A 15,896-nucleotide genomic window follows, 5' to 3' on the forward strand; every position below is an offset into this window, starting at 1 on the left:
ACAAAATCCCGATTTAAATCGGGATTTTTTTATTTTTACTAAAAACTAACAATATGCGTTATTTCTCTTATTTATTGCTTTTTGTATTTGCATCATGTGCATCACAGTCTACAAAAGTTGTTCAATCTGAATCAAAATCATATCGAGTTGCTGAAGAAAATGTAATCAAAACACTTTCGTATTTAACATCTGACGAATTAGAAGGTCGTGATTCTGGTAGTGAAGGAATTGAAAAAGCTGCTGTTTTTTTAGAAAATCTACTTAAAGAAAACGGAATTAAACCTTACTTCAAAACGTATCGTGATACATTATCTAATTATGATAAACCTTCTTATAATGTTGTTGGTTATATTGAAGGATCAGATTCAAAACTAAAAAATGAGTTTATAATTATTGGTGCTCACTATGATCACATCGGAAGAATAAAAGCGGTTAATGGAGATGGTATTGGTAATGGCGCTAATGACAATGCATCTGGAACAACTGCGGTAACTGAAGTAGCAAAGTATTTTGCTAAGTTTAAAAATAATAAAAGAAGTGTGCTTTTTGTGTTCTTTTCAGCAGAAGAAAAAGGACTTTTAGGGTCTAAACATTTAGCGGCTAAATTGAAAGAGCAAAACATGAATTTGTATTTTATGTTTAATTTCGAGATGATTGGCGTACCAATGAAAGACAAAGGAATGGATTTCTATTTGACAGGTTTTGGTAAAACAAATATGGCGGCTAAAATGAATGAGTATGCTGGAGAAAAATTAGTTGGTTACTTGCCAATAGAAACTAAATATATGTTGTTTAGAGCTTCGGATAATTATCCTTTTTTTACTGAATTTAATGTTCCTGCTCAAACAGTTTCTACATTTGATTTTGAAAATTTTGAATTTTATCACCAACCTGATGATGAATTCGAATTGATGGATACAAAACATATGACTAATGTAATTTCTAAGACAATTCCTGTTTTAGAAAAAATGATTAACGCTTCAGAAAAAGAAATCAATTTAAATGAAAAGTAAAAATATAATCATAACTGGAACTTCACGTGGAATAGGTTACGAAATGGCTTTGCAATTTGCAAGTGCTGGACACAATGTGTTAGCAATTTCACGTAAGACACCTAAGGAGTTAATGGAAAATCAAAATATTACATGTTTGTCTATTGATATTTCAAATCCAAATGAATTGCTTCAAGTAGAAAATTTTATCAATAGTATTTGGAAAAAAGTAGATGTTTTAATTCATAATGCTGGTTTGTTAGTTAATAAACCTTTTTCGCAATTGACTCCAAGTGATTTTGAGCAAGTTTATAAAGTAAATGTTTTTGCTGTTGCAGAATTAACAAGAATCTGTATTCCTTTTATGGAAAAAGGAAGTCATGTGGTAACAATTAGTTCGATGGGAGGAATACAAGGAAGCATGAAGTTTGCTGGATTGGCGGCTTATTCGTCAAGTAAAGGAGCTGTAATTACACTTTCGGAATTATTAGCGGAAGAATACAAAGAGCAAGGAATTGCATTTAATGTTTTAGCACTTGGAGCAGTAAATACTGAAATGTTACAAGAAGCATTTCCTGGTTACGAAGCACCACTCTCAGCAAATGAAATGGCTGATTATATTTTTAATTTTGCTTTAACAGGAAATAAATATTACAACGGAAAAGTATTGCAGGTTTCATCATCAACACCTTAAAGAGGTTAAAGGTTTTGGGTATTAGGTAAATGGATTTTGCCTTTCACCTTTCACCTTTTACCCATTACCATTTATGGATATATTACAAAAATACCTTCCCGAACACGCGGTTCATCATTGTTTTGAGTTAATCAAAGCCAATCATGTGCATCTTAAAATTGTAAATGAACGACAAACACGTCATGGTGATTATCGAAAAGATGCACAAGGTTATCATTTGATTACTGTAAATGCGAGCTTAAATAAATATCGTTTTCTAATTACTTTAATTCATGAAATTGCGCATTTAGTTGCTTTTGAAAAATATGGTCGAAATATAAAACCTCATGGCGATGAATGGAAACTTACTTTTCAACGTTTAATGATACCGTTTATTCGACCAGAGATTTTTCCGCATCAGTTGTTGCCTTTATTAGCAAAGCATTTCAGAAACCCTAAAGCAAGTAGTGATACTGATGCAAAGTTAGCTATAGCATTAAAACAATTTGATCAAAAAGAAACCGATAAAAATTATATCTTTGAAATTCCGATGGGAAGTCATTTTAGAATTCACAATGGGAAAATTTTTAAGAAAATAGCATTACGCGTAAAACGATATGAATGTTTAGAAATAAGTTCTGGTCGTTTGTATTTGTTTCAACCAAATGCTGAAGTAGAATTATTACCTAATTAATTGAGGTAAAAAATAATGATAATGAACAAAAATTATTACGCAATATTAATGGCTGGTGGAGTTGGTTCTCGCTTCTGGCCAGTGAGTACAACCGAGTTTCCTAAACAATTTCATGATATGTTGGGAACAGGTGAGACTTTAATTCAAAAGACATTTGCTCGTCTTTCTCAAATTATTCCAAAAGAGAATATTTTGATTTTGACTCATGAAGACTATAATGCTATTGTTTTAGAGCAATTACCAATGGTAAAGCAGGAGCAAATTATTTTAGAGCCTGTAATGCGAAATACTGCGCCTTGTATCTTGTATGCGTCATTGAAAATCAAAAAACAAAATCCAGATGCGGTAATGGTAGTAGCGCCTTCAGATCATTGGATTGAAGATGAAGTCCAGTTTTGTTCAAACCTTCAATATGCATTTGATTTTTGTGAACGTGATGAAAATTTAATGACCTTAGGGATTTTACCAACCTTCGCTAATACAGGTTATGGTTATATTGAATTTGATAAATTGGATTCACGTCCTATAAAAAAAGTGAAACAATTCCGTGAAAAACCAGATTATGCAACTGCGAGAAAGTTTATTCAGAGTAGAAATTTCCTTTGGAATGCTGGAATTTTTGTTTGGAGTGCTAATTCTGTTTTAAAAGCTTTTGAAGAATTTCAACCAGTAATGTTTGACCATTTTATGAAGGGTTACGATGTGTTGAATACACCAAATGAAGAAGCATTTGTGAAAGAAAATTACGCTTTAGCTCAAAACATTTCTGTTGATTACGCAATTTTAGAAAAAGCACAAAATGTATATGTGTTGCCAGCAACGTTTGATTGGAATGATTTAGGGACTTGGGGTTCTTTATATGATAAATTACCAAAAGACGAACAAGAGAATGCAGTAGTAAATGCTTCTGTTTATTTGGAAAATGCTACTAATAATATTATCAGAACTGAAGGTAAAAAGCTTGTAGTGGTTGATGGTTTAACAGATTATATTATTGTTGATAAAGATGATGTTTTGCTAATTTATCCTAAGAATAAAGAACAAGACATTAAGAAAATAGTTTCTAAATTAAATAATTAATTTATTTATGAAAGTTAACGGAGAACAATCCTCAGAATATCGTAAAAATAGTGTGAGAGGTTTTTTAAAAGAAACTTTCAACATTATAGACGATACCGATGTAAATGCAACTATTGATGATATTAAGGCAGGTATTCCTATTAAAGGACAAACGGCTTGGGTATTGATATTTTCAATTTTAATTGCATCTGCAGGATTAAATACAAGTTCAACAGCTGTTGTTATTGGTGCCATGCTTATTTCTCCTTTGATGGGACCAATTATGGGAATGGGATTGTCATTAGGAATTAATGATGTTTTTTTACTTCGTAAAGCAGTAAAGAATTTTGCGATTATGGTCGCGTTGAGTTTGATTACTTCGTTTTTATACTTTAGTATTCCGGTGTTCCAACACGAAACGCCAGAATTAATTGCAAGAACAGGTCCAGATGTTCGAGATGTAATTATAGCATTTGCTGGAGGTTTGGCTTTAATTATTGCTTTTAGTAGACGTTCTAAAGCAATAACTACAATATCTGGAGTAGCAATTGCAACTGCTTTAATGCCACCATTGTGTACTGCTGGATTTGGATTGGCAACTGGGAAATGGCATTTTTTTAGAGGAGCAATGTTTTTGTTTTCAATCAATACAATTTTTATTGCTACAGCAACTTTTACAATTGTTCGTTTTTTAAAATTTCCTTTTGAGCATTACTTAGATTCTAAGAGGAAAAAAGTGATTTCAAATGTAATTTATGTTTCCGCTTTTGTGATTTTAGTTCCAAGTGTTTTTTTCTTCTATAAACTGTATAAGCAAACCGATTTTAATCAAACGATTAGTCATTTTATTCAAGATCAGAAAGAGAATAAAGGGGTTCTAATTTTTGACATCGATAAAGATTACTCAAAGAAAGAAATTTCGTTTGCAATTATTGGTAATAAAATTGATGATAAAGATTTAAATGGTTTAAAGATATTGTTATCTCAAAAAGGATACGATAATGTAAAAATAAATATCGTTAAGAATTATCAGGAGTCAGAAGGGAATAAAAAGTTAAATGAAGATGAAAAAATCTTATTAACTTCTCAAAAAATTGCTAATAATCAATATCCTATAGCAGCTGTTTTTGAAGATATAAGCAAAGAAATTCATGCATTGGATACCAACATAGTTGAGGTTTCCTATGGTAGGATTTTAAAGTCAAATTTCAACATGATTGACACAATACCTACTTTCTACATTCAATGGCGTGAAGAATCGGTTGATGTGGAAGAGAAAAATGATAAAATTCAAAATTGGCTTAGAGTTAAAACCGAAAATCAAAAATTGCGAGTTGAAGCTGTTAAGTAATATCTTCTTCAAGATACATTTTTCTTACACGTTTGAATAATTCAGATGAATAAACAAAATCGGTAACGGCTTCGTTATCAGTTTTGAAAATTTCTTTATTACTTCCTTCCCATTCTAATAAACCATTTTTTAGGAACACAATTTTTTTACCAATTTCCATTACCGAGTTCATATCGTGTGTATTAATCACGGTAGTAATGTTGTATTCTTCGGTAATTTCCTGAATCAAATTGTCAATTACGATGGCTGTTTTTGGATCCAAACCAGAGTTAGGTTCGTCGCAAAAAAGGTATTTAGGATTGTTTACAATAGCTCTTGCAATGGCTACACGTTTTTGCATTCCTCCTGAAATTTCAGAAGGGCGTTTATGGTGTGCATTTACCAAGTGAACTCTGTCGATAACAAAATCAACACGTTCTTTAATTTCTTTTGGTGTTTTGTTGGAAAACATTTTTAATGGAAATCCAATGTTTTCCTCTACGGTCATGCCGTCAAATAATGCACTTCCTTGGAATACCATTCCTATTTCTGTTCGTAAATTCCTTTTTTCATCATTTGATAGTTCAGAATAAATTCTGCCATCAAACGAAATCGTTCCGCTATCAGGGGTATGTAATCCTAAAAGTGACTTTAAAAATACCGTTTTCCCAGAACCACTTTGTCCAATGATAAGATTAGTCATTCCAGCTTCAAAACGAGTAGAAACGCCTTTTAAAACCGTTTGTTCGCCAAACTTTTTTATAATGTCTTTTACTTCAATCATTAGCTCAATAGTAGTTGGGTTAATATAAAGTTCATTAAAATAATCACAACTGACGTCCAAACGAAAGAAACTGTACTTGCTTTACCAACTTCCAAAGCGCCACCTTTCATGTAATAACCATGAAATGAAGGTATAGTTGCTAATAGTAAAGCAAAAACAACCGTTTTTATAAACGCATAAGTAATGTGAAATGGAATAAATTCAGTTTGAAGTCCGGTTGTGAATTCAAAACTAGTCGTAAAACCACCATAAACAGCAGCCATCCATCCACCAAAAACACCTAAAAACATACTTAATCCAATAACAAAAGGATATAAAAGTAGTGCGATTATTTTTGGAAAAACCAGATAGTTTAAAGAATTTACTCCCATAACTTCTAATGCATCAATCTGTTCTGTTACACGCATTGTCCCAATACTTGAAGTGATGAACGAACCCATTTTTCCTGCCATAATGATGGAAATAAAAGTAGGTGCAAATTCTAAAACAACAGATTGACGAGTAGCAAAACCAATTAAATATTTTGGAATTAAAGGGTTTGTTAAGTTTAAAGCAGTTTGAATTGCAACAACTCCACCCACGAAAAAGGATATAAAAGAAACAATTCCTAATGAATCGATAATTAAATCATCAACTTCTTTAAATATCAATTGTCTCATAACCGACCATTTGGTTGGTTTGTTGAAAATTTCTTTCAACATAATAAAGTACTTTCCTATTTGCGATAAGTAGCGAATGAGCATCATATACTGCTAATGGTTTTCTGATTTAGTAAGTTGTAAAAATACTATATTTTTATGGAAAAGATTAAAATATCTTTTTCTTCATCTTTTTCCAACGATATTTTCTAACAAATTTTGCTTGTTCAGGAGTAACTAACATGGTTTTGTTTTCTCTTTTGGCTTTCCAAAACCCTTTGATGTAATCTAAAAACAATAAAGGTTTTCCTTTTCGCATTGCTAATTTTAAAGAAGCAACTGAAGTAATGAAAAATCCGTATCCCAAGGTGTAAAATGCTTCACCTTGTTTGAATCTGGCTGCTTGGTTGTAGCTGGCGCCAGTTGGTTTTAGATGTTTTACATGTAAACTTCCATCGGTTATGACTTTCCAATTGTAAAATTTACAAAGTAATTCGTCAACTGTATCCCAACCCATTTGTGGTTTTAATCCACCAATTTGTTTGAAAGTTTCTTTTCTGTAAGCTTTCAACGCACCGCGAATATGGTCTTTGTCGGTTAAATTTTCTAAAACCCAATTACCGTTTTTTTCGATATAACAAAATCCACCAACCATTCCAATTCTTTCATCTGATTGAAAATGCTGGATGATGGTTTCAAAGTAATTATTTGGAAAAATCAAATCAGCATCAACTTTTACAATGATGTCGTAGTTGTCATCAATGTTTTTTTCTCCTTCATGGAATGCTTGGATTACTTTACTTCCGGGTAAATGAATAGCATCTGATTTTTTGTTAACTAATTTTATGAAAGGATATTTAGAAGCAAAATTAGAAACAATTTCTGGAGTTTTATCTGTAGAATTATCATTCACAACTATAACTTTCGTTGGTAAAACAGTTTGTTCTACTAACGATTGTAACGTCAAGCTCATAAAAGCTTCTTCATTATAGGCGGGAATGATAATATAGTATTTCATTTGACTAATCACTATTTGCTAATTACTAGTCACTCTTTCTGCGTAAACTAAATAATATCTTGGAGTAAACCATCTTAACAAAGGTCTAAAGCCAAGTTTTTTAACTGGATGTGTAAATTTTACTCGGTCAACAATTTTGTAGCCAGCTTTTTCCAGAAGCCAATCCAATTGCCAATCTTCAAATTCGTGATAATGACGATCCCACATGTCGGTTTTGCTTCTATATGCGGGAGAAAACCACAAGCGTAACGGAATAGAAATTAAAACTTTATCCGCTTTTACATTTTGTAAAACAGTGTATGGATTTAATAAATGTTCGAAAATTTCAAATGCAGTAAACACATCATAGTTTTCACTTTGAAGCGCTGATTGATCATTATCAACATCTTCACCTTTAGTATTAATAACAGAATAGTTGTTCTCAACCATAATTTTTGAAAAAGGATTTGGAACACCTAAATCAAAAATGGTTTCAGAAGTTGCAATATGTTTTTTTAGAAAATCTAAAGTGATATTGAATCGTTTACTCGGATATGTGTTTTCGTACATTGAAATAAAATTGGAGTACAAATTTACTTTTTTCTTCCAACTTCCAACTTCGAACTTCTAACTTTTTTACATCTGATACACAATCGCATTAATGTTCATTCCAGCTCCAACCGATGCAAATAAAATTACATCACCTTTATTTAATTCTTGATTGTCTAATTGTCCTTTAATCATTAAATCAAATAAAGTAGGAACAGTTGCGACACTCGAGTTTCCTAATTTATGAATACTCATTGGCATAATTCCTTCAGGAGGAGTTTGTTTGTATTGTTTGAAAAAACGATGAATAATAGCTTCGTCCATTTTTTCATTGGCTTGATGAATTAATACTTTTTTTACTTTTTCAATTGGAATATCACTTTTTTCCAAACAAGAAGCCATAGCTTTTGGAACATTGCTTAAAGCGAATTCATATATTTTACGACCATACATTTTAATGTATCGAACATCTGGGTCATGATCTTTGTTGAATGAATTTCCAAAAAACAAATAATAGGCTTCGTCATAAGTAAATGTAGCTGTTTCATGTGCTAGAATTCCGCCTTCATCATTGGTTACTTCTACAATTGTAGCACCAGCACCATCCGAATAAATCATGGAATCTCTGTCATGTAAGTCTGCCACCCTTGATAAAGTTTCGGCGCCGATTACTAAACATTTTTTAGCCATTCCCGCTTTGATAAAGGCATAAGCTTGTATAACACCTTCTACCCAACCAGGGCAACCGAAAAGAATATCGTATGCAACGCATTTCGGATTTTTAATTTTTAATCCATGCTTTACTCTGGTGGCTAAACTAGGTAAAATGTCGGATTGAATTGCTCCTTTTTTTACATCGCCAAAATTGTGAGCCATGATGATATAATCAATAGTTTCTCTGTCAATTTTAGCATCATCAATAGCTTTTTCAGCAGCAATTAATGCAATATCCGAAGTACATAAATCATCAGACACATATCTTCTTTCTCGTATTCCAGTTATTTCTAAAAATTTTTCTGCAACAACATCATTTGGGTGAGGAAAAGGAGTTCCATCATCGTTTAAAAAAACGTGTTTTGCAAAATCTAAATTAGAAACTATTTCAGTAGGTATGTATGAACCAGAACCAGTTATTTTGATATTCATTTTATTAGTATTTTTTGGTTAAACGAATTTACAAATAATAGTCTGTTAATGATTTGGTAATGTATTGGTTTCTAATATTTTTATGAATTTCGTATGAAAAGGTTGTTAAAAAAACGAAATTCAGAAATTAAATACGTTTAATTGAATTTTATCTGCATAATGGTAGCCATACTCAAGGCTTGAGTTTTCATTTGTTCGGCATATTTTCCTTCAAAATTCTCGTCAATTGTAGAATTAAAATGTGATAACCAAGTATTAAAATGGTCTTTTGAAAAAGCATGTTTGTCGTGAACCTCTTTATGAATCGAAAACATATTATTGTAATAACCACCTTTTAAAAACAATGATTGTTCCCAAAAGGTCGCTAAAATTTCAAAATGAACTTCTAAATGTTGGTCAACTAAAGTTACTTTGGTAAAGAAAAAATTAATAGAATTATCTGCCAAAAGTTTCTCATAAAACTTACGCATGATTAATAGAATATCTTCTCGGGTTTCGATGTCGCTCATTTTTTGGTAATGGGTTAAAGGTGATGGGTAATGGGTTAAAAAAAGGTTCCAAATTAAAAATTTGAAACCTTTTATATACTTTGTGTTTTTAACTTTGTACTTCGTACTTTGAATTACATATAAGCTTCAATAGGTGCACAAGAACAAACTAAATTTCTATCGCCATACGCTTCATCAATTCGACGAACAGTTGGCCAGAATTTATTCTCTGCAATATAATCTAATGCAAATGCTGCTTGTTCTCTTGTGTATGGGAAATTCCAATCGTTAGCTGTAACCATTGCTAAAGTATGTGGTGCATTTCTTAAAATATTATTAGCATCATCTTTTGTTGAAGCTTCAATCTCTTTACGTATTGAAATCATTGCATCACAAAAACGATCTAATTCTGCTAAATCTTCTGATTCGGTTGGTTCCACCATTAAAGTTCCTGCTACTGGGAAAGAAACTGTTGGTGCATGGAAGCCGTAATCCATCAAACGTTTTGCAATATCGGTTACTTTGATTCCTTTTTCTTCAAAAGCTCTACAATCTAAAATCATTTCGTGAGCCGCTCTTCCCATTTCTCCAGAATATAAAATTGGATAGTGGGTTTCTAATCGGGCTTTCATGTAATTAGCATTTAAGATGGCATATTTAGTAGCATTTGTTAATCCTTCAGCGCCCATCATCGTGATGTAACCGTAAGAGATTAAACAAACTAAAGCCGATCCATAAGGTGCCGATGAAATAGCTGTAATAGCTTGGTTTCCTCCTGTTGGAATAATTGGATTAGTTGGTAAGAAAGGAACTAATTTTTCGTTCACACAAATTGGTCCAACACCAGGTCCGCCACCACCGTGAGGAATGGCGAAAGTTTTGTGTAAGTTTAAGTGACAAACATCAGCGCCAATAGTAGCAGGATTTGTTAATCCTACTTGAGCATTCATGTTCGCACCATCCATATAAACTAAACCGCCATTTTCGTGAATGATATTGGTAATTTCAATAATAGCACTTTCAAAAACTCCGTGAGTTGATGGATAAGTAACCATTAAAGCAGATAAATTATCTTTGTGTTGGATAGCTTTTGCTCTTAAATCTTCTACATCGATATTTCCATTTTCCATGGTTTTAGTAACGATGATTTCCATACCTGCCATAGCAGCAGAAGCTGGGTTAGTTCCATGAGCAGAAGCCGGAATCAAACACACATTTCTATGATGATCACCTCTTGATTGATGGTAAGCGCGAATAGCCATCAAACCAGCGTATTCTCCTTGTGCACCTGAATTAGGTTGTAAGGTTGTTCCTTGGAAACCAGTTACTACATTCAATTGTTGCTCTAATTTTTTCAACATGATTTGGTAACCTTCTGCTTGTTCAACTGGAGCAAAAGGGTGAATGCTGTTCCAATTTGCCATAGACAACGGCAACATTTCAGCAGCAGCATTTAATTTCATGGTACAAGAACCTAACGAAATCATCGAGTGATTCAACGATAAATCTTTACGTTCTAATTTTTTGATATAACGCATCAATTGCGACTCTGAATGATGGTTGTTGAAAACATCGTATTGTAAGAAAGTTGAAGTTCTTTCCAAACCTTCAATTCTACCTGAAGGTAAAAGGATTTTTACAGGAACGTACTCTTTTCCAGTTGCTTCTGCGAAAATCGCAATGATTTGATTGATGTCTGCAATTGAAGTTGTTTCATTGAATGAAATTGAAATCGATTCACTATCTGGATAGAAGAAGTTCACTTCGTGTTTTTCAGCTATCGCTTTTACTTTAGCGGAATCAGCTTTTACTAAAATTGTATCGAAGAAAGCTGTATTTGTTTGGTAAACTCCTAATTTATTCAAAGCGTCAGCTGTGGTAACCGCAGAAGCGTGTACTTTGTCAGCAATATATTGTAAACCTTTTGGTCCGTGATACACTGCATACATTCCCGCCATAACTGCTAGTAAAACTTGAGCTGTACAGATGTTTGAAGTTGCTTTTTCACGTTTGATATGTTGCTCACGAGTTCCTAATGCCATACGTAATGCACGGTTTCCGTTTGCATCGATAGAAACACCGATGATTCTTCCCGGCATCGAACGTTTGAATTCTTCTTTAGTTGCGAAATATCCAGCGTGTGGTCCACCGTAACCCATTGGAATACCAAAACGTTGAGTTGTTCCAACTACTACTGAAGCACCCATTTCACCTGGTGGTGTTAATTTAGCTAACGATAAAATATCAGCAGCAACTGCTACTTTGATTTCGTTTTCTGCAGCTTTTGCGATAAATCCAGTATAGTCGTAAACTTGACCATATTTTCCTGGATATTGTAAAATAGCACCAAAGAATTCAGTTGAGAAATCAAAATTTTCGTGATTTCCAACCACTAATTCAATATTTAATGGAGTTGAACGTGTTTGTAAAACCGATAAGGTTTGTGGTAAAATTTCTTCCGAAACGAAGAATTTGTTTACGTTGTTTTTCTTTTGATCTCGAGTTCTTACATCAAAAAGTAATGCCATTGCTTCTGCAGCAGCAGTTCCTTCGTCTAATAAAGATGCATTTGCGATTTCCATCCCTGTTAATTCGATAACCGTAGTTTGGAAATTCAAAATCGCTTCTAAACGACCTTGAGCAATTTCAGCTTGGTAAGGCGTATAGGCGGTATACCATCCCGGATTTTCAAAAATATTTCTTTGAATAACCGCAGGTAAAATGGTAGGGTGGTACCCTAAACCTATATATGATTTGAATACTTTATTTTTCTTTCCTAATTCTTGAATGTGAGTTAAATACTCATATTCCGACATTGGAGCTTCTAAATTTAAGTCGTTTTTTAAACGAATATCATCTGGAATAGTTTCATAAATTAATTGGTCTAAAGTATCTACGCCAATAGTTTTTAACATGTGATTTAAGTCACTTTCACGTGGCCCTAAATGTCTCAAAGCGAATGCATCTGTTCTCATTTATTAAAAATGTGTATGTGTGTTATTATGTGTTGTTTTGGACAACAAAAGTAATTATTAATCTTGTAATTTTTTGTTTTTAAAATGTGAAATTTTGTGATTTTATCAACTAATTTCAAGTCTTATTAACAGATTAATTAATTTTGTTGAATGGTTGTTCTAAAGAAAATTATCGATTTTTACATCAATAGTAGCTTGCATGTGGCTTTTTCTGCATTTGCATTGGTGTCGATGACGCAGTTTTTTGTGGGTATTAATGCGGGTTTAGAGGTTGCTTTGTTTGCTTTTTTTGGCACTGTTGTGGGCTATAATTTTGTGAAGTACGATGCTATTACAAGGTTAAACAGATCCCAAATTAAAAAGGAACTGAAAACAATCGTTTTTCTGAGTTTTATTTCATTGTTGGCTTGTTTTTACTTTTTTACCCAATTGAGTTGGATGTCAAAAATTAGTGCCTTTGCTTTTTTTGGGCTAACACTTTTATACACATTACCTTTTTTTCCAAACAAACAAAACGCCCGAAACTGGAAAGGCGTAAAAATTTACATTGTTGGAATCACGTGGGTAGGCGTAACGGTGATTTTACCTTTGGTAGAAGCAGAAATTCAATTTTCTACTGATGTACTTTTGATGGCAGTGCAACGATTTTTGCTTATTTTTTCTATGGTTTTGGTGTTTGATATTGTTGATGTTAAACAAGATGATATCCATTTGCAAACTGTTCCGCAGAAAATAGGAGTGGAGTTGACGAAAAAACTAGGTTACGTTTTGCTTTTTTTACTCTTGATTTTAGAGTTTTTCTATACCAATAATCATCATTTTTTGCCATTCTTTTTTAAACTTTTGGTTTGTGGAACGATTGCAATTTTTCTCTTTTTTGCCAATGAAAACCGTTCCAGATATTACGCGTCATTTTGGGTAGAAAGTGTTCCGATTTTGTGGTGGTTGGTGTTGGTGGTTTTCTGATAGTTCTTTTAAAATAGCATTTCGATAAATTATGAAATTAGTTAGATGATTTACTAAGAGCAATTTGTCGAATAGCTTTCCAATAAAACCAAACGGAGTTTCATAATCTAAAATATCAGTCATTATAGTTTGGTTTTCTTTTTGGGTAAAAAAATGTTGATGTTTGAAGCTTTTAAAGTGTCCTTTTAATTGTTCGTCGACGAAATAGTTTGGAAAATTCATTTCAGAAATTATACTTTGATGCTGAATGTAAATCCCAAAATGTTTTCCTTTCCAAGTTACCGTTTCTCCTTTGTTAATTAATCCTGAAGTTCTTCCTACAATTGCTTTTTCATTTGTTTTACTTGCTGAATATTGCTGAATATCGATGTTTCTTCAATTGTTGAAAACAATTTCAATTGGTGCTTTGATTGTTGTTAAGGTTTTTATTTGTGTCATTGTTTTCTGTTTTATAATTTATAATGACCAATTAAATTATATATAAAAAGAATAGTATTTACCACTGCAAAAAGCACAAAGAGAGTATTCATAAAATAGCTTCCAACTTTAAATAATTTTCTTTTAGGAATATCATACATTGGATAATAAGCAATTTGAGTGGCTACTTTCCCAACCCAATACGCAGTAATTAATCCTGTTAATGCAACCGCTAATGCTGATTGTTCTTTTAATTCATTTGTAAATAAAATTGTAATTAATCCGAAAGAGAAATTTAAGCCTTGTATATATCTTCCGTAGGTTTTTGCAATTTCTTGATTTAATGGTTTTAGTTGTTTCACATCGTTATACCAATCAAAAACTTGATGACGAATGTAAGGGTAAATTAAAGCTGTAAATATTTGACCAATTCCGCTTGTGATAATTAGCCAATTTGGGATGTTATAGTTCATGATTTTATTTGTTTTTTATTTTCAACGCTAATTTCAGAGCCAACTGCAAGCATGACTGAAATTGGTTTTTGATTGTTTAGAAATTCAAACGCTTCACCATAAGTTTTTTTGAAATCAATATCTAAATAATGATTTGTTACTTTGTATTGCTGCCATTTTGGATGTCTAACTTCATATTCAAATGTTTTTTCATGGTTTACTTTAGTGTAACCATAGTAATGTTCGGTTATAAATTCAGCCTCAGAATTTGCTTCAATTTCAGTTGGAGTTTTTTCAGTTTCAACTAAAATGGTGTTCCATTTGTTTTTTGTTTTCCATTGATAAACGTAATCTACTTTTTTTAGCTTGTTTTCAGTAATTGAGTGATTCATTTGTAATGTTTGATAATGTTCTTTGTAGATTGTATTTGCTACAATTGTTAGTGCTGGTTTTGGGACAATTTCTTTAATAAAAACAACACCGCGTTTCCATTCACTATTTTCAAAACGTTTTACATAAAATCGTAAATTGACTTCTTCAAAATTGATATGAAACGGAATTTTCAATCCCAATAATTTTACATTCTCAAACATAAATCCAACTAAACTTATGTAACATTTTCCATTCCAAATATCTATCTCTGTTCCTTTTGGAATGTATTGTTCTAAGATTTTAGCATCAACTTCATAATTGAATAATGCTAAGTTTTTCCATTGTGCGGTTAAGAAGCTCATGTTAGTTATTTTTTTGTTGAATAAATAATAATTGAAATATAAATACAAAGCACCAATGGAGTAAAAATTAACGGCCAAGTCAGAGCATCTATATAGTTTACATTCACGTTATAATACCACAAACTAAAAAATGTGGTTACTAGTAGAAAATATATTTTTATGTGAATATTTTCTTTATGGTTTTTCCAGAAAAAGATTCCAACAATTATTTGTAGTAAACCTGTTAACATTGTTGAATATGCCGCAAAATATAAACTGATTGGTTCTACAATTCCCAAAACCCCAAGGAATAAAGGAATTATTATTGCGATTGAATTAGTTAATTTTAAATTTTTCATAGTATTTATTATTTTAAACTTTCAGAAATAATTGAAAGTTTTGATTAAAAAAAGAGTTACTTCATGATTTTAACAACTAATTTTGCCAACCAATTGTCTTTGTATTCTGTGATTTTATCCAAAACGTTATCGGCTTTTAATACGAAGTCGTACAATTTTGTGGTTTGATCTACGAAATGTTTTTCAGCTTCTGTACCATCCGATTTGATTGTAGAAACTTCTTTTAAAACTTTCAAAGCGGGTTTGATTTCACGTTTGCTTCGTTCTCTCGAAATTTTTACGGCTAATTCGTCTAAATCTTTTTCGGCAGTGAAAAATTCACGTCGTTCGCCTGCTTTGTATTCTTTGTAAACGATGCCCCAATCCATTAACGCTCTTAAATTCATAGAAGCATTTCCGCGCGAAATTTGTAATTCTTCCATAATGTCTTCCATTGAAACGGGTTCGTGCGAAACCATCAACAACGCATGAATCTGTGCCATGGTCTTGTTAATGCCCCATTGAGAACCTAAAGCTCCCCATGTTTGTACGAATTTATTTTTTGCTTCTTTGAATTCCATGACACAAATGTACAACAAAGTTTTTAAAGTTTCAAAAAAAAGTGAAAGTTTATTTTAAAAAGAAACCGAAGCAATAAACTTCGGCTCATTTTCTATACTTTTAA

Annotated in this window: 17 protein-coding genes; 6 read left to right on the plus strand and 11 right to left on the minus strand. The window is 32.2% G+C overall.

The genetic code is table 11. The features are described from left to right. Positions 1–53: 53 nt before the first annotated feature. The 5 genes from LOS89_RS02080 (at position 54) to LOS89_RS02100 (ending at position 4,769) form a co-directional block, all read left to right on the plus strand. On the plus strand, positions 54–1,013 hold the full coding sequence (locus LOS89_RS02080) for a M28 family metallopeptidase (RefSeq protein WP_231836070.1): 960 nt from the start codon (positions 54–56) through the stop codon (positions 1,011–1,013). After that, the gene (locus LOS89_RS02085; RefSeq protein ID WP_231836071.1) at positions 1,003–1,686 is read left to right on the plus strand and encodes an SDR family NAD(P)-dependent oxidoreductase; all 684 of its coding nucleotides are present in this window, start codon (positions 1,003–1,005) and stop codon (positions 1,684–1,686) included. The genes LOS89_RS02080 and LOS89_RS02085 overlap by 11 nt, the downstream gene beginning before the upstream one ends. Before the next feature lie 73 nt (positions 1,687–1,759). Further along, complete coding sequence (locus LOS89_RS02090; RefSeq protein ID WP_231836072.1) at positions 1,760–2,359, plus strand: SprT-like domain-containing protein; 600 nt, start codon at positions 1,760–1,762, stop codon at positions 2,357–2,359. 21 nt (positions 2,360–2,380) lie between these two features. After that, a complete protein-coding gene (locus LOS89_RS02095; protein WP_231836073.1) occupies positions 2,381–3,439 on the plus strand; it encodes a mannose-1-phosphate guanylyltransferase in 1,059 nt (352 codons plus the stop codon). A 7-nt stretch (positions 3,440–3,446) separates the two neighbouring features. Beyond that, complete coding sequence (locus tag LOS89_RS02100; RefSeq protein WP_231836074.1) at positions 3,447–4,769, plus strand: DUF389 domain-containing protein; 1,323 nt, start codon at positions 3,447–3,449, stop codon at positions 4,767–4,769. On the opposite strand, the gene LOS89_RS02105 is transcribed toward LOS89_RS02100, so the two are convergent. The 7 genes from LOS89_RS02105 to gcvP form a co-directional block, all read right to left on the minus strand. Beyond that, complete coding sequence (locus tag LOS89_RS02105; RefSeq protein ID WP_231836075.1) at positions 4,762–5,532, minus strand: ABC transporter ATP-binding protein; 771 nt, start codon at positions 5,530–5,532, stop codon at positions 4,762–4,764. The genes LOS89_RS02100 and LOS89_RS02105 overlap by 8 nt on opposite strands. Then, a complete protein-coding gene (locus LOS89_RS02110) occupies positions 5,532–6,278 on the minus strand; it encodes an MlaE family ABC transporter permease (protein ID WP_231836076.1) in 747 nt (248 codons plus the stop codon). Before LOS89_RS02110 ends, LOS89_RS02105 begins: the two co-directional genes overlap by 1 nt. A 61-nt stretch (positions 6,279–6,339) precedes the next feature. Then, positions 6,340–7,188, minus strand: coding sequence for a glycosyltransferase family 2 protein (locus tag LOS89_RS02115; RefSeq protein WP_231836077.1), 849 nt, complete (start codon positions 7,186–7,188; stop codon positions 6,340–6,342). A gap of 18 nt (positions 7,189–7,206) precedes the next feature. Further along, positions 7,207–7,737, minus strand: coding sequence for a class I SAM-dependent methyltransferase (locus LOS89_RS02120; protein WP_231836078.1), 531 nt, complete (start codon positions 7,735–7,737; stop codon positions 7,207–7,209). A 66-nt stretch (positions 7,738–7,803) separates the two neighbouring features. Next, on the minus strand, positions 7,804–8,862 hold the full coding sequence (locus tag LOS89_RS02125) for a 3-oxoacyl-ACP synthase III family protein (RefSeq protein ID WP_231836079.1): 1,059 nt from the start codon (positions 8,860–8,862) through the stop codon (positions 7,804–7,806). A 137-nt stretch (positions 8,863–8,999) separates the two neighbouring features. Then, the gene (locus LOS89_RS02130; RefSeq protein ID WP_231836080.1) at positions 9,000–9,371 is read right to left on the minus strand and encodes a group III truncated hemoglobin; all 372 of its coding nucleotides are present in this window, start codon (positions 9,369–9,371) and stop codon (positions 9,000–9,002) included. A gap of 113 nt (positions 9,372–9,484) precedes the next feature. Next, entirely contained in the window at positions 9,485–12,325 is a 2,841-nt protein-coding gene (gcvP, locus tag LOS89_RS02135) for an aminomethyl-transferring glycine dehydrogenase (protein WP_231836081.1), read from the minus strand. 150 nt (positions 12,326–12,475) lie between these two features. On the opposite strand from gcvP, the gene LOS89_RS02140 reads away from it, so the two are divergent. Then, positions 12,476–13,291 carry a UbiA prenyltransferase family protein gene (locus tag LOS89_RS02140; protein ID WP_231836082.1) on the plus strand — a complete coding sequence of 272 codons (816 nt, stop codon included), beginning with the start codon at positions 12,476–12,478 and terminating at the stop codon, positions 13,289–13,291. A gap of 449 nt (positions 13,292–13,740) precedes the next feature. Here LOS89_RS02140 and LOS89_RS02145 read toward each other — a convergent pair whose 3' ends face one another. Genes LOS89_RS02145 through LOS89_RS02160 form a run of 4 tightly spaced genes read right to left on the minus strand, consistent with a single transcriptional unit; the run spans position 13,741 to position 15,792 of the window. Beyond that, a complete protein-coding gene (locus LOS89_RS02145; protein WP_231836083.1) occupies positions 13,741–14,181 on the minus strand; it encodes a hypothetical protein in 441 nt (146 codons plus the stop codon). Next, positions 14,178–14,894, minus strand: a complete 717-nt coding sequence (locus LOS89_RS02150; RefSeq protein ID WP_231836084.1) for a YqjF family protein — start codon at positions 14,892–14,894, stop codon at positions 14,178–14,180. The genes LOS89_RS02145 and LOS89_RS02150 overlap by 4 nt, the downstream gene beginning before the upstream one ends. A gap of 5 nt (positions 14,895–14,899) precedes the next feature. After that, positions 14,900–15,232: a hypothetical protein gene (locus LOS89_RS02155; RefSeq protein ID WP_073583387.1), complete on the minus strand. Its 333-nt coding sequence runs from the start codon at positions 15,230–15,232 to the stop codon at positions 14,900–14,902. A gap of 56 nt (positions 15,233–15,288) precedes the next feature. After that, the gene (locus tag LOS89_RS02160) at positions 15,289–15,792 is read right to left on the minus strand and encodes a GbsR/MarR family transcriptional regulator (RefSeq protein ID WP_026725674.1); all 504 of its coding nucleotides are present in this window, start codon (positions 15,790–15,792) and stop codon (positions 15,289–15,291) included. Positions 15,793–15,896: the final 104 nt, after the last annotated feature.

The sequence above is a fragment of the Flavobacterium channae genome, from assembly GCF_021172165.1.
Lineage (GTDB): Bacteria > Bacteroidota > Bacteroidia > Flavobacteriales > Flavobacteriaceae > Flavobacterium > Flavobacterium channae.

Excerpts from the sequence above, each read along its gene's own strand:
- LOS89_RS02080 (WP_231836070.1), top strand. The coding sequence starts at position 54 with ATGCGTTATTTCTCTTATTTATTGCTTTTTGTATTTGCATCATGTGCA.
- LOS89_RS02085 (WP_231836071.1), top strand. The coding sequence starts at position 1,003 with ATGAAAAGTAAAAATATAATCATAACTGGAACTTCACGTGGAATAGGT.
- LOS89_RS02090 (WP_231836072.1), top strand. The coding sequence starts at position 1,760 with ATGGATATATTACAAAAATACCTTCCCGAACACGCGGTTCATCATTGT.
- LOS89_RS02095 (WP_231836073.1), top strand. The coding sequence starts at position 2,381 with ATGAACAAAAATTATTACGCAATATTAATGGCTGGTGGAGTTGGTTCT.
- LOS89_RS02100 (WP_231836074.1), top strand. The coding sequence starts at position 3,447 with ATGAAAGTTAACGGAGAACAATCCTCAGAATATCGTAAAAATAGTGTG.
- LOS89_RS02105 (WP_231836075.1), bottom strand. The coding sequence starts at position 5,532 with ATGATTGAAGTAAAAGACATTATAAAAAAGTTTGGCGAACAAACGGTT.
- LOS89_RS02110 (WP_231836076.1), bottom strand. The coding sequence starts at position 6,278 with ATGATGCTCATTCGCTACTTATCGCAAATAGGAAAGTACTTTATTATG.
- LOS89_RS02115 (WP_231836077.1), bottom strand. The coding sequence starts at position 7,188 with ATGAAATACTATATTATCATTCCCGCCTATAATGAAGAAGCTTTTATG.
- LOS89_RS02120 (WP_231836078.1), bottom strand. The coding sequence starts at position 7,737 with ATGTACGAAAACACATATCCGAGTAAACGATTCAATATCACTTTAGAT.
- LOS89_RS02125 (WP_231836079.1), bottom strand. The coding sequence starts at position 8,862 with ATGAATATCAAAATAACTGGTTCTGGTTCATACATACCTACTGAAATA.
- LOS89_RS02130 (WP_231836080.1), bottom strand. The coding sequence starts at position 9,371 with ATGAGCGACATCGAAACCCGAGAAGATATTCTATTAATCATGCGTAAG.
- gcvP (WP_231836081.1), bottom strand. The coding sequence starts at position 12,325 with ATGAGAACAGATGCATTCGCTTTGAGACATTTAGGGCCACGTGAAAGT.
- LOS89_RS02140 (WP_231836082.1), top strand. The coding sequence starts at position 12,476 with ATGGTTGTTCTAAAGAAAATTATCGATTTTTACATCAATAGTAGCTTG.
- LOS89_RS02145 (WP_231836083.1), bottom strand. The coding sequence starts at position 14,181 with ATGAACTATAACATCCCAAATTGGCTAATTATCACAAGCGGAATTGGT.
- LOS89_RS02150 (WP_231836084.1), bottom strand. The coding sequence starts at position 14,894 with ATGAGCTTCTTAACCGCACAATGGAAAAACTTAGCATTATTCAATTAT.
- LOS89_RS02155 (WP_073583387.1), bottom strand. The coding sequence starts at position 15,232 with ATGAAAAATTTAAAATTAACTAATTCAATCGCAATAATAATTCCTTTA.
- LOS89_RS02160 (WP_026725674.1), bottom strand. The coding sequence starts at position 15,792 with ATGGAATTCAAAGAAGCAAAAAATAAATTCGTACAAACATGGGGAGCT.